The sequence below is a fragment of the Streptomyces sp. NPDC050988 genome, from assembly GCF_044456225.1.
Taxonomy (GTDB): domain Bacteria; phylum Actinomycetota; class Actinomycetes; order Streptomycetales; family Streptomycetaceae; genus Streptomyces.
Genome location: NZ_JBITFQ010000052.1, coordinates 22,094 through 34,339 on the forward strand (window position 1 = coordinate 22,094; position 12,246 = coordinate 34,339).

Annotated in this window: 9 protein-coding genes and 2 pseudogenes; 2 read left to right on the forward strand and 9 right to left on the reverse strand. The window is 73.5% G+C overall.

From position 1 onward, the window contains the following. On the forward strand, positions 1–1,343 hold a 1,343-nt coding region (locus ACIBEI_RS48525; protein ID WP_398897851.1), incomplete at its 5' end, for a hypothetical protein. Here the strand turns inward: ACIBEI_RS48525 and ACIBEI_RS48530 are convergent. The 6 genes from ACIBEI_RS48530 to ribA form a co-directional block, all read right to left on the reverse strand. Continuing rightward, positions 1,330–3,453, reverse strand: coding sequence for a tetratricopeptide repeat protein (locus ACIBEI_RS48530; protein WP_398897852.1), 2,124 nt, complete (start codon positions 3,451–3,453; stop codon positions 1,330–1,332). The genes ACIBEI_RS48525 and ACIBEI_RS48530 overlap by 14 nt on opposite strands. Positions 3,454–3,529: 76 nt before the next feature. Beyond that, positions 3,530–4,729, reverse strand: coding sequence for a saccharopine dehydrogenase family protein (locus ACIBEI_RS48535; protein ID WP_398897853.1), 1,200 nt, complete (start codon positions 4,727–4,729; stop codon positions 3,530–3,532). Beyond that, positions 4,722–5,783, reverse strand: a complete 1,062-nt coding sequence (locus ACIBEI_RS48540) for a saccharopine dehydrogenase (RefSeq protein WP_398897855.1) — start codon at positions 5,781–5,783, stop codon at positions 4,722–4,724. The genes ACIBEI_RS48535 and ACIBEI_RS48540 overlap by 8 nt, the downstream gene beginning before the upstream one ends. After that, the gene (locus ACIBEI_RS48545) at positions 5,780–6,934 is read right to left on the reverse strand and encodes an NAD(P)/FAD-dependent oxidoreductase (protein ID WP_398897857.1); all 1,155 of its coding nucleotides are present in this window, start codon (positions 6,932–6,934) and stop codon (positions 5,780–5,782) included. Before ACIBEI_RS48545 ends, ACIBEI_RS48540 begins: the two co-directional genes overlap by 4 nt. Then, entirely contained in the window at positions 6,931–7,908 is a 978-nt protein-coding gene (locus tag ACIBEI_RS48550; RefSeq protein ID WP_398897858.1) for an ornithine cyclodeaminase family protein, read from the reverse strand. The genes ACIBEI_RS48545 and ACIBEI_RS48550 overlap by 4 nt, the downstream gene beginning before the upstream one ends. 152 nt (positions 7,909–8,060) lie before the next feature. Next, the gene (ribA, locus tag ACIBEI_RS48555) at positions 8,061–8,720 is read right to left on the reverse strand and encodes a GTP cyclohydrolase II (protein ID WP_398897860.1); all 660 of its coding nucleotides are present in this window, start codon (positions 8,718–8,720) and stop codon (positions 8,061–8,063) included. Between the two features lie 39 nt (positions 8,721–8,759). Between ribA and ACIBEI_RS48560 the strand changes: the two genes are divergently transcribed. After that, on the forward strand, positions 8,760–9,551 hold the full coding sequence (locus ACIBEI_RS48560) for a creatininase family protein (protein ID WP_398897862.1): 792 nt from the start codon (positions 8,760–8,762) through the stop codon (positions 9,549–9,551). A gap of 203 nt (positions 9,552–9,754) precedes the next feature. Here the strand turns inward: ACIBEI_RS48560 and ACIBEI_RS48565 are convergent. The 3 genes and pseudogenes from ACIBEI_RS48565 to ACIBEI_RS48575 form a co-directional block, all read right to left on the reverse strand. Beyond that, positions 9,755–10,810, reverse strand: a pseudogene (locus ACIBEI_RS48565) (lysylphosphatidylglycerol synthase transmembrane domain-containing protein); the annotation flags it as partial. Continuing rightward, positions 10,810–11,766, reverse strand: a complete 957-nt coding sequence (locus tag ACIBEI_RS48570) for a class I SAM-dependent methyltransferase (RefSeq protein WP_398897864.1) — start codon at positions 11,764–11,766, stop codon at positions 10,810–10,812. The gene ACIBEI_RS48570 and the pseudogene ACIBEI_RS48565, both read right to left, overlap by 1 nt. A gap of 137 nt (positions 11,767–11,903) precedes the next feature. Then, positions 11,904–12,125, reverse strand: a pseudogene (locus ACIBEI_RS48575) (glycosyltransferase family 1 protein); the annotation flags it as partial. Between the last annotated feature and the right edge of the window lie 121 nt (positions 12,126–12,246).

Genomic DNA, 12,246 nt, shown 5'->3' on the forward strand with positions numbered 1-12,246 from the left:
GGAGTGCGCCTGTGTTCGGGCTGTCCCGGGAGTGGTTGCTCGACGCGGACGGGGCGCCTTTCGTGGACGCGCTGGTGCTGTCCCACCCCGAGCAGTTGGAGCGGCTGCGGGCGGCCTGCCCCGAGGCGGCGCACTCGGCGGTGCTCGCCGGAGACCCCTGCTTCGACCGCGTCCTGGCGGCGCGCGGGCATCGCGAGCGCTTCCGGCGAGCCCTCGGCACCCACCCCGGCCAGCGACTGGTGCTCCTCAACTCCACCTGGCACACGGGGTCGTTGTTCGGCGACGGCGGTGACGACCTCCTGCCGTCGCTCCTCCCCCGGCTGACCTCCGAGCTTCCCGCCGACGAGTACCGCGTCGCGGCTGTCCTCCACCCCAACGTCTGGTACGGACACAGCCCCGGCCAGATCCGTATCTGGCTGGACCGCGCCCGCCGGGCCGGGCTCACCCTGGTCGACCCCCTCGACGGATGGCGGCAGGCCCTGCTCGCCGCCGACGTGGTCATCGGCGACCACGGTTCGGTCACCTACTACGCCGCCGCACTCGGCACCCCCGTACTCCTGGGCGCGGCTCCCCTGGCCGCGCTCGACCCCGACGCGCCGATCTCGGACTTCGTGCGGGAAGCGCCCCGGCTCGACCCCACGGCTCCCCTGCGCCCGCAACTGGACGCGGTGATGTCCGGGCACCAACCCCTCCCGGGCCCGGCCGAGTTCACCACCTCGCACCCCGGCGAGTCGGCGGCCCGGCTGCGCCGGCTCTTCTACCGCCAGCTGGGCCTGCCCGAGCCGGACGAGCCCGCCCTCCTCGAACCGCTTCCCCTGCCACCGTACGAACCCCCGTCCCGTACCGCCCCGTTGAGGGTGCTGACCTGGCTGCGCGGCTCGGGTGAGGTCGCGGTGGAGCGGTACGCCGGGCCGCGCTCCGAGCCGCCCCGCGACGGCGAGGTCCATCTGGCCGTGCACGAGGACACCCGTGATCCGGCCCAACTCGCCGTCGCCGACGTGGTGTTCCGCGAGGGCTCGGCCACCGATCCCCGCTTCGGCTCCCCGGCCCGGTGGACGGCCGAGGCCCTCCTCCGCCATCCGCACAGCGCCCTGGCGGCGTACGTGACCTCCCCCGACGCCTGCACCGTACGCACCCGTGGCGGTCAACTCCTGTGTCTCACCGCCGAATCGGCCGAAACGGCGGGCTCGGCCGCCGACCCCGCCGCATACGCCTCCGCCCTGCACGCCTGGCTCGCGGCGGGCAAGGCGGTGGAGGAACTGATCCCCGAGGGCCTGACCGTCCGGACCGGCGCGGCCGTCCACTCCGTACGGGTCACTTCTGTACGGGTCACTCCGGCCTGACGGCGACGCACCGCTCGCGCAACGTCCGCAGATACGCGAGGTGATACTCGGCCTTCTCCGGGGTGAGCGCGGCGATCGCCTCGTCGACGAGGGGCAGCGCCTGTGCGAACTCCTCGCCGTCCAGGCGGGTTTCGGCGAGGTCGGTGAGCGTGCGCGCCCGGTTGTAGGCCTCGCCGCTCTCCCTGAAGAACGCCAGTGCCCGCTCCAGCCTCTCCCGCGCCTCGGCCCGTCGCTGAAGCCCGCGCAGCGCCCGCCCGCGATGCCGCTCCAACAGGGCCAGTGCGCGCGGCAGATCACGGGCGCCCTCGTCCTCGGGGCCGATCCCTCCGTAGATCCCGTACGACTCCTCGAAGCAGTCGTACGCCTCCTGGAACCGCCACTGCCTCAGCCGCAGCAGCCCCAGGAACTCAACGGCGGAGGCATGTCCACGCGGATGCCCGGCGGCCCGCTCGTCCCGTGCCGCGGCGAGGGCCTCGCGCTCCGCCTCGTCCCAGAGGCGCAACTCGGTGAGGGTGTGGGCGAGTTGGGCATGCAGCGCCCCTGCTTCGCGCGTGCCGGGGAACCGCTCGTCGACCACCCGTACGGCGATGCGCAGCGCGGGCAGGAGGACGTCGTGGTGACCCGCCTTGAGCTGGAGCGGCCAGAGTGCCCGGCCGAGCCGTACGACGGTGTCCGCGTCCCCGAACTCGTCGGCGAGGCCCATCACTCGCACCAGGTTGCCCGCCTCGGCGGTGAGCGAGTCGAGTGCCGCACCCCGGTCGGCGTACGGCACGGCGTCCGCTCCGGCGGGCAGCTCCGGAATCCGCCAGCTCTCCGGCAGGACCGCCCGCGCCGCGCTCACAGCCGACAGCAGGTATCCCTCGATGGCGCGGTTCATCGCCGCCGAGCAGGCGACGATCCCGTCCTCGCGGGCCGCGGCGGCCTCGGCGTGGGCGCGTACGCCCTCCCGGTAGCGGTAGCGCCCGTCGCCCACCCGCTCCAGCAGCATGACGTCGGCGAGTTCCGCCAACCACCCGTCCGCCTCGGCCTGTTGGAGACCGGCGGCCCGTGAGGCCCCCGTCGCGTCGAGCGCGGGCAGGTCGCACAGCGCGGCCAGCCGGTAGAGCCGTGCCGCGCCGGGTGCCAGCAGCCGGTACGAGTCCTCGGCGGCGGCGCGTACGGGATCGGTCTCGGGGGACACGGCAGAGGCCTCCGGCGGGGGTGCGGAGAGACGGGGAACCGCGGCCTTGATGGCGTACGGCGAACCGGCGCAGCGGGCCAGCAGGGACGGCACCGTGGCGCGGGCGGCCGCCAGGGCGGGCTTGTCGACCAGGGCGGCCAGCAGCCGCTCCGAGTCCCGCTCGGTGAGCGGTCCCACCGGGATCGACAGGGCGTCGAGACCGGTCAGGCGATGCCGGGCGCCGACGATCGTGAACACCTCGGGCGCCGAGCCGATCACCGGCTCCACCTGGGCGGCGGACCGCGCGTGATCGAGGATGACCAGCAGTCGCCGGTCGGCAGCGTACCGGCGGAACAGTTCCTGCCGCTCAGTGAAGGCAGGGGGCAACTCCTCGTCCCGCAGGCCGAGTTGCCGCAGCACCTCGCCGAGCGCCCGTGCCGCGTCGAGGGGTGTGCCCGTGCCGCCGCCGCGCAGGTCCACATGGATCTGGCCGTCCGGGAACCGCTCGGCCGCCCGCACGCCCCAGTGGGTGGCGAGCGTGGTGACGCCCATGCCCTCCGGCCCGTACAGCAGGGCGAGCCGGGGCCGCCCGTCGGACGTGCGCCGGGACTCCTCGTCGAGCCGCTTCAGCGCGTCCCGCCGGTCGGTGAAGGACCGTATGGACGGGGGCAGAGTGGGCCGCCCGACCAAGCCGCCGGGTGGTCGCACTCCGCCCGCGAACTCGGCCCAGGCGCGGGCGAGTCGTGGATCGCCGAGCACTCCCTCGTGCACGACCCGCGCCACGGCCTCGACCTCGGCCGGGTTCGCGGGCGCGGCCACCTCACGCCCGGCGATCCTCCGCACGAGCCCACCGGCCGACTCCCAGGCCCACTTCCCGGCCTCGTTGGCCATCCCGGAGCCGACAGCCCCGAGCACGCCCGCCACAGCGGCCACCGACATGGGCTCCAGCATCCCGCACTCCCCGTTCCCGACGCCCTGAAGGATCAACCGTAGCGGCAGGTCGGGTCCGAAGGGCTCGCGTGGACGTTCAGGAGTCCTTGCCCGTCCGTAGGGTGAAGTCGACGCCGTCCCGGGCGAGTTCGGCGAGCCAGTCCTCGGACCGCTCGGCCGTCTCCGCCGCCCGGTTGAGGCCGGGTGGCAGACCGTCGCCGAGGATCCGCTTCACCCCGAGCGCGAGCGTCCGCGACACGCACCGCGCCATCGCGCTCTCCTCCGCGTCGCCCTCCAGGTCCAGCAGGTAGCGGCCCGACCAGGTCCGGTCCGTCCGGTCCGAACCGGCGCGTACGTCGAGGGAGACGGCGAGGACGACGCGGTCGCGGTCGGCGTCGGTGGTCGGGTAGCGGGCGGCCAACTCCTGGGCGAGGGCCGCGATTCGCTGGTCGTCGCCGTGGCGGAGTTCCTCGAAGACCGGCTGCCAGGCGTCGAGCCAGCCGTCGAGGCGGAGGGTGCCACGGATGAAGGTCTGTGGCTTCCAGGCCGGGGGCAGTCCGTACTGGTCGACGAAGGGGAGGCTGTCGCGGTTGGGGTAGACCTCGAACGGTTCGCCGTCCACCACGTGGGGGCGTGTCGCCTCCCAGGGACGCGGGGCCGTGGTCTCGGCGCCGGCCTCGATGTAACGGGCGGGCGAGCGCAGGGCGTTGAGGACGCCCGCCGGGGCCCAGCTGAACCGGTACCTGAAGTCGTTCGGTACGGCCGGGATGCCGCCGCAGTAGGAAGTGAGGCTGACCTCGGCGGTCGTGTCGGCGCCGATCTCCTCGCGGGCCCGGGCGATGAGGCTGTGCGCGAAGAGGTGGTCGATGCCCGGGTCGAGGCCGGACTCGGTGAGGACCACGACCCCGGCGGCCGTGGCGGCGGGCACCTGGTCGAGGACCGCATCCGAGACATAGCTGGAGCAGGCGAAGTGGGCCCCGCGGCTCACACAGGCGGCGAGCAGCCCAGCGTGTTCGGGGGCCGGGAGCATCGAGACCACCACGTCGCCGGGCGCAAGTTCCGCCGTCAGGGCCGGGAGCGTGTACGCGCGTGGCTCGACGCGGCCGGTGAGGCCGCGGGTCTCCAGGCTCCGGGCGGCCCGCTCCTCGGTGCGGTGCCACAGCCGTACGCGGTCGGCCGCGTCGCACAGCGCGGCGAGTCCGCTGCCGGTGGACAGGCCCGCGCCGATCCAGTGGACGGTGCCGGAGGCGGGGACGGGGACGGGGACGCCGGCAGGCTGGGCGGTGGTCTCAGGCATCGCGGAACTCCCCTTGCGTCAGGCCGAGTTCACTGCACGTCTCGTGGTACCGGTCCAGGTCGCGGCCCCATGCCCCGGCCACCCCGAACTCCAGGAGCTGTGGCGTCAGCGCCGCCGAGAAGTCCGTGCTCGCCTCCTTGGGCAGCAGGGACGGCAGGTTGTCGATGGCGATGAGGTCGAGGGCGGGCTCCTCGTGCAGGCGCCGCACGGGGTCGGTCCAGTCGGTCACTGTGTCGTAGACCGGCAGGACGTTGTAGGGGGAGCCGACGTCACAGGTCACGTCGCAGACCGTGTGCAGCCGGCGGCCCGGTTCGTCCAGGTCCTTGTCCGTGAGGAAGGGCGTGCTCGGCCCAGAGGTGAGGACGGTGTTCACCATCAACTCGTGGTCCAGCAGGGCGTGTCGGTCCAGGTCGCGGGTCTCGGCGAGGTCCCAGCAGGTGGGGTCGAGCCCCGCCTCGGTGAGTGCCACCCGCGCACCCCGTCCGGAGCGGCCCAGCGCGCCGATCACCAGCGAGGCGAACTCGGTGTCGCCGGGGGCCGGTTGGAGTTCCGCGTCCAGTTCCTCCTTGGACGTCGGCCGCAGTGGACCGCTCAGCCGGCCTCGGTGGTGCAGTACCGCGAGGGCCGCGCCGACATAGCCGGCCCAGTAGCCGAAGGCGGCGAGCCTGCGGCCGTTGTCGTCCACCAGGTACTCCAGGTCGAACAGCGCCCCTCCCCCGGCGACGAACCGGCGCAGCAACGCCTCCGCCCCGGGCTGTGCCTTGTACGCGTGCCCGAAGAAGACATGACGGTGCCTCAACTCATCAGGCCCGTCCGGGAGTTCCTTGAGGCCGACGATCACCGCGTCCGCCGGGGCGTCGGTCCAGGAGCCCGCCGAGACGACTCGGCACCCCGCCTCCTCGTACGCCCCGATCGGGAAGACCCGCTGCGGGGAGTCCTCGACGGTGAGCGTCACGCCGTTCCCGACGAGCCGCCGGGCGTCGGACGGCACGATCGGGGTGCGTCGCTCGGTCGTGCGGGTCTCGTGGCGCAGCCACAAGTGGAGCTCGGTCATACGCAGTTGACCTCCGGTCTCAGGGCATCGGCGGCGAACCGTTCGGCACGCAGCGGGGTGATGTCGACGAAAGGATCATGCCCCAGGAAGAGATCGCGGACGACCTCGCCCACGGCGGGCCCCTGGAGGAAGCCGTGCCCGGAGAACCCGGTCGCGTACAGGAAGCGGGAGACCGAACTCGCCTCGCCGATCAGCGCGTTGTGGTCCGGGGTGATCTCGTACAGGCCCGCCCAGCCGCCCGTCCTGCGCAGGTCGAGCAGGGCGGGTGCGCGGTGCTCCATGGCCTCGCAGAGGCGGGGGATCCAGCGGTCGTGGGTCTCGGTGGCGAAGCCGGGCCTCTCGTCCGGGTCGGACATGCCGACGAGGAGGCCCGGGCCCTCGGTGTGGAAGTACAGGCTGCTCGTGAAGTCGATGGTCATGGGGAGGCCGGACGGAAGGTCCGGGACCGGTTCGGTGACGGCGATCTGGCGGCGCAGCGGCTCCACCGGAAGGTCCACGCCGGCCATCGCGCCGACGGCCCGCGACCAGGCGCCCGCCGCGCAGACGACGGCCGACGTGTCGATCCGGCCCAGGTCCGTGACGACGGCCGTGATGTCGTCACGGACGGTCTCGATGCCGGTGACCTCGCAGTGGCGTACGACCGTCGCGCCGTGGCGGCGGGCGGCGGCCGCGTAGCCGTGCACCACGGCCTCGGGCGTGCAGTGGCCGTCGTCCGGGGAGAAGGCCGCGGCGAGCAGTCCGTCGGTGGTGATCAGCGGCGAGAGGCGGCGTGCCTCGGCCGGGTCCAGCATGCGGCTGGGCACGCCGAGTCCGTTCTGCAGCCGCACCCCGGCCTCGAACGCCTCGACCTCCTCCGGTGTCGACAGCAGGAAGAGGTAGCCGACGCGGTGCAGCCCGATGTCGTGGCCCGTCTCCTCGCCGAAGCGGGCGAACGCCTCCAGGCTGCGCGCGCCCAGCTGGATGTTGAGCTCGTCGGAGAACTGCGCGCGCACTCCGCCCGCGGCTCGCGAGGTGGACCCGGAGGCGAGTTCGTCCCGCTCGACGAGCACCACGTCCGGCACTCCGGCCCGTGCCAGGTGGTAGGCGATGCTCGTGCCCATCACCCCGCCGCCGATGACGACGGCCCCCGCGCGTCCGGGCACCCCGGTCATGAGCCGACCCCCTGGGCGCGAGCGGCGTCGATGACCGCCCAGGCCGCGGCGGCGTCCTGAATGCCGATGCCGACGCTGTTGTAGTAGACGATGTCCCGCTCGGTCGTACGTCCCTCGCGGCGGCCGGTGAGCACCTCGCCGAGCGCGATCAGGTCCACGTGGGTGAGCGTTCCGGAGCTGAGCGCGTCCACGATCGGCCCCGCGTGTTCCGCCGCGGTCTCGGGGTCGTCGACGACGACGGCCGCAGCGCGCCGTACGACCTCGGTGTCGACCTCGCTGCGAGTCGGTTCGAAGGATCCGACGCTGACGACCGTGCAGCCCGGCGCGAGCCACTCGCCCCGGACGACGGGCGTGCTGCTGAGCGTGCAGGCGGCGACCATGGGCAGTCCGGCGACGGCTTCCTCCGCCGAGTCGACGGCCTTGACGGGGATGCCTAGTTCGGCCGCGAGGAGGCGCGCCGCGCGTGCTCTGCGCTCCGGGGACGGGCTCCAGATCCGTACGGCCCTCAGGTCCCGGACCCGGGCGACGGAGCGTGCGTGCGCGAGGGCCTGGGTGCCGGAGCCGATCAGGCCGAGTTCGGTGCTGTCGGGGGTGGCGAGTGCGTCGAAGGCCACGGCGCTGGCCGCGGCGGTGCGCAGGGTCGTCACCGCCGTGCCGTCCATGACGGCGACGAGTTGCCCGGTGACCGGGTCGAGCGCGTTGATCACGGCGTGGATCGTCGGCAGCCCGGCGGCGGCGTTCCCCGGGTTGACGCTGCCGATCTTGGCGACGGCCCCGGTGTCCGCGGAGAGCCGCGCGAGGTACGCGAACAGGACACTGTCGTCGAACCCGCTCGGATGCATGATCTTGCCGGGCAGCTCGGCCGTGCCGTCGCCGAGCGCCGTGAAGGCGGCCCGCTGGGACCGGATCGCGGTGTCGGTGTCGAGCAGCGCGGCCACCTGGTCGCGGAAGAGATGGAGGACGTCGTCGGTCATCCCTCTTCCCTTCCCCTGTCCGCGCCGATGTCACCGCGGTCGGGGCGTCCGGGTGACACTCGTCCTGACCACACCGCCGCCCGGCCGCCGGCCGCCGCGCGCCACTGGGGACGCGCGGCGCGCGAGGCCGGCCGCGGGGCCGGTCGGCCGGGTCAGACGCGGTGGCCCACCACGGCGTCCAGGTGCGGCAGGTCGTGGTCCAGGCGCTCCCGCTTGGTGCGCAGATAGGTGATGTTGTCCTCGCAGGGCGGGATCAGCAGCGGGACCTGCGCGTCGACCTCGATGCCGTTGCGGAGCAACGCCTCGCGCTTGCGCGGGTTGTTGGACAGCAGTCTCACGGAACGGACGCCGAGGTCGTGCAGGATCTCCGCGGCCACGCCGTAGTCGCGGGCGTCCACGGGCAGCCCGAGCGCGAGGTTCGCCTCGACGGTGTCGAGCCCCTCCGCCTGGAGCTTCATCGCCTGGAGCTTGGCGAGCAGGCCGATCCCGCGGCCCTCGTGGCCCCGCAGATAGATGAGGATGCCACGCCCCTCCGCCACGATCTCCCGCAGTGCGGTGGAGAGTTGGGGACCGCACTCGCAGTGCCGGGAGCCGAACGCGTCACCGGTGAGGCACTCGGAGTGCAGCCGGGTGAGCATTCCGTCTTTCTGGATGTCACCGTAGACCAGAGCCACTTGTTCGTCTCCGCGGGTACGGTCCAGGTAGCCGACGGCCTGGAAATCGCCGTACACCGTGGGCAGCGGGGCATTCACGACCCGCTCGACACCGGCGGAGTGGGCTTTCCCGGCGAGTACGCCATCTATTTCTGTCATGATTCTGGTTCCTAAGCAGAGACGAAAGGTCGCGAGAACATGGGCAATTCGGGCGGTTCGGAAATACGACTCACGGTGTCAGGGCAGTTGCCGACGGACACCACGGAAGACGTACGCGCACGAGGTGCCGGCGCCGCCCGGCAGGTCGCCGTGCTTCCCGTGGGCAGCTTCGAGCAGCACGGTGCGTTTCTTCCGCTGTCGACGGACACGCTCGTCGCCTGCGCGATAGCCCAGGAAATAGCTGCCGCATTCCCCGTTCACCTCCTTCCTCCGGTGACGATCTCCTGCTCGCACGAACACGCGGCCTGGCCGGGAACGGTGAGCATTTCCTCCGTGACGCTCCATGCGGTGGTGCGGGACATTGCCGACTCGCTGCGTCGGTCGGGTGTGGACACCCTCGTGGTGGTCAATGGACATGGCGGCAATTACGTATTGGGCAATGTCGTGCAGGAATCCACGGCCGCCGGTGCCCGGATGGCTCTTTTCCCGGCCGCGGAGGACTGGGAGACGGCGCGTGAACAGGCCGGTATACAGACCTCGTTGCTCACCGATATGCACGCGGGGGAAATAGAGACCTCCATTCTGCTGCACAGGCATCCCGAATTGGTCAGGCCGGGTTACGACACCTCCGACTTCGAGGCCGACGACCGCCGGCACCTGCTCACGCTGGGCATGTCGGCCTATACCAAGTCCGGTGTCATCGGCCGCCCTTCGAGGGCGTCCGCCGAGAAGGGGAAGGAACTCCTCGCCTCGCTGGCCGACTCCTTCGGAGCGTACTTCTCGCTGCTGACATCGGAGACCGGGCTTCCTGCGGTCGTCGATCGGCACTGAGTGTCCCCGTTTCCATCCGCGCGGGCCGAGATCCGGGGCGCCGGTGACTCCGTGTGCGAGTCCGGGCCCGGCTCGGCGGCCGCGTTCTCCTGCGGGCGCCGCAGCCCCGCGTACCAACGCGCCACCAGTACGGCGACACCGGGCAGGCTCGCGGCGAAGCTGAGCACGCCGTAGACCACGGCCACGGTCAGGCCCTGGGTCGCGCCCAGGCCCGCCGCGCCGAACGCCCAGGCGGTGACGCCCTCCCTGGGCCCCCAGCCGCCGACGTTCAGCGGCAGCCCCATGGCGATCAGGGCGAGCAGCGCCAGGGGCACCAACTCGGCGGCGGACGCGGTCGAGCCTGCCGCCCGGGCCGCGAGCAGGAACATCAGGACGTGTCCCGCGAGCACCACGACCGACGAGATCAGGACGCCCGGCCAGCTCCCGCGGGCCAGCAGCGCCCCGCGCGCCTCGGTGAGCGCGGCGCGCACGGCCCGGTAGCGGCGGGACGCGCGCGGCGCCCTGCCCCTGCTGCGGACCGCGCCCACGGTGACGACCCCGCACAGCGAGACGGCGACCAGCAGCACGGCGAGGTGCCGGGTCTCGGTCAGTACCGGCGACGGCTGGGTGAGCAGCACGGTCACGCCGACGGCGGCCAGGACCGCCTGTCCCGCGACCCGTTCGAGGACGACCGCACGCACCCCGCGGCCGACGTCGCCGGCGCTCTGTCCGTGCCGTACCGCGCGGTGCACGTCGCCGAGTACGCCGCCGGGCAGGGCCGCGTTGAGGAACAGCGCGCGGTAGTAGTCCGCGACGGCCGGGCCCAGCGGCAGCCTGAGTTTCATCCCGCGGGCCACCACGCACCAGCGCCAGGCGCTGAACACGGTGGTCAGCAGGCCGATGCCGAGCGCCGCGAGGAGCGTCGGGCCGTCGATCCGGCGCAGGCCGTCCAGGAAGACCCCGGTGCCGAGCCGCCAGGTGAGCACGGTGAGGATCACGACGCCGGCGATGGTGCCGAAGTGGGTGCGCAGGACGCGGGAGTTGAGGAGCGCCAGGACGGGACCCGCGACGCGGGCCAGGGCCTTGCGCGGGCCCCCGGTGGGCGTGTCCGCCGTCGCGTCGGCGGGAGCCGGCCTGGTCTCGCCGTCCCCACCGTCGAGGCGTACTCGTCCGGTCCCCTGTTCCTCCGCACCGCCGTCACGGACCGCCGACTCCGCCGACAACGCGTCGTCCAGAGCGGCCAGTGACTGTGCCTCGTCCGCCACCGCCGGCGTGCTCATCAGGCTCCCCCTGTCGGGCGGGCCAGGGCGAGCAGGTCACTGTGGTGCACCACCACGCCCAACTCGCCCGCCTCGCAGGCCGCGAGGCGCTCCTTGAGGTAGGCGTCGGCGCGCTCGGCCAGTGCCGGGCGCTCCTCGACTGCCGCGCCGACCCAGCCGCGCAGCCACTCCGCGGTCAGCGCCGACTCGTCCGGGCCGAGGCGCCAGGCGCTCGGGTGCACCCGAACCGTCGCACCGTGCCGGGCGAAGGCGTCGCAGGCCGCGTTGATCGCTTCGGGGCCGAGCAGGTCGCCGCGCCGCTGGTGGGCGTTGAACGCGTCGGCGATCTCCTCGTCCAGCGGGTGGGCCGGGGTGAGTTCGACGCGTCCGACCACGGAGAGCGTCAGGAGCGCTGGGCAGCCGGCTCCGGCGCAGGCCGCGGCCAGGGCCTCGATCTCTTCCGTGGTGAGGACGTCCAGCAGCGCGGAGGCCGTCACCAGCGAGGCGCCGGCCAGGGCGTCCGCGGTCAGCCGGGCGACGTCGCCACGCTGTGTCTCCACCGTGACGCGGCTGCCGTCGGCGGCCGACCGGGGCGACCCGACGGCGGCGAAGTGCAGCAGATACGGGTCGCGGTCGTGCAGCACCCAGTGCTGGGGCCCGTCGAGCCGGGGCGCGAGCCAGCGGCCCATGGAGCCGGTGCCGCAGCCCAGGTCGTGGATGACGAGCCCGCCACGCCCCGGCAGGTTCGCGAGCCGCATCCGCAGCGGGTCGAGCAGCTCGGCCGCCCGGGCGGCCGCGTCGACGGGCTCGCGCAGCTCCAGCCACTCGGGGGCATAGCGCGTCGTGTCGTCGGTGGCCTGGCCGCGGGTGCGGTCACCGAGCCGAATCGTTCCTGTGTCCCGTCCCTGACTGTCCCGTCCCTGACCGTCCCGCCCCTGGCCCGGAACCACGGCCCCGGTCTCGGTCGTCGTCGTCATCTCGTCGCGTCCCCGCCCTGCCGTGTGCGTCCCCTCACCACGTCCCAGCGAGGCGGTGCTCGTCTCCTCGTCGAGGCCGGGCTCGGCCGTCGTCATGCCATGTCCCGGAATCCCGGCCGGCGTCGTGCTCGTACCGCTCATGCCGCCCCCCTCCTTGCCTCGCTCTTCAGTCGCCCCAGGACACCCGACAGACTCCGGGCCGTGGCGGCCCAGCCTCCGAGGGACGCCCGGCGGGCGCGCGCGGCGGCCTTGAGGCGACGGCGTACGTCGGCCTCGCCGAACCAGCCGCGCAGTTCGGCCGCGAGGGCCGCGGGGTTCTCCGGCGGCACGAGCAGCCCGGGCACCCCGCCGTGGGGGGGGGGGCCGCCCCCCCCGGGGGGGGCGCCCCCCCCCCGGGCCCCCCCCGGGGGGGCCCGGGGGGGCGCCGCGGGGGCGGGCCAGCCGGGAGGCGCCGGCGTCGGGGGGGGGGCGCTCGGGTCG

Coding starts and splice junctions, on each gene's coding strand:
- ACIBEI_RS48560 (WP_398897862.1), top strand. CDS start 8,760: ATGGGCAATTCGGGCGGTTCGGAAATACGACTCACGGTGTCAGGGCAG.
- ACIBEI_RS48570 (WP_398897864.1), bottom strand. CDS start 11,766: ATGACGACGACGACCGAGACCGGGGCCGTGGTTCCGGGCCAGGGGCGG.
- ACIBEI_RS48535 (WP_398897853.1), bottom strand. CDS start 4,729: ATGCCTGAGACCACCGCCCAGCCTGCCGGCGTCCCCGTCCCCGTCCCC.
- ACIBEI_RS48530 (WP_398897852.1), bottom strand. CDS start 3,453: ATGCTGGAGCCCATGTCGGTGGCCGCTGTGGCGGGCGTGCTCGGGGCT.
- ACIBEI_RS48545 (WP_398897857.1), bottom strand. CDS start 6,934: ATGACCGGGGTGCCCGGACGCGCGGGGGCCGTCGTCATCGGCGGCGGG.
- ribA (WP_398897860.1), bottom strand. CDS start 8,720: ATGACAGAAATAGATGGCGTACTCGCCGGGAAAGCCCACTCCGCCGGT.
- ACIBEI_RS48540 (WP_398897855.1), bottom strand. CDS start 5,783: ATGACCGAGCTCCACTTGTGGCTGCGCCACGAGACCCGCACGACCGAG.
- ACIBEI_RS48550 (WP_398897858.1), bottom strand. CDS start 7,908: ATGACCGACGACGTCCTCCATCTCTTCCGCGACCAGGTGGCCGCGCTG.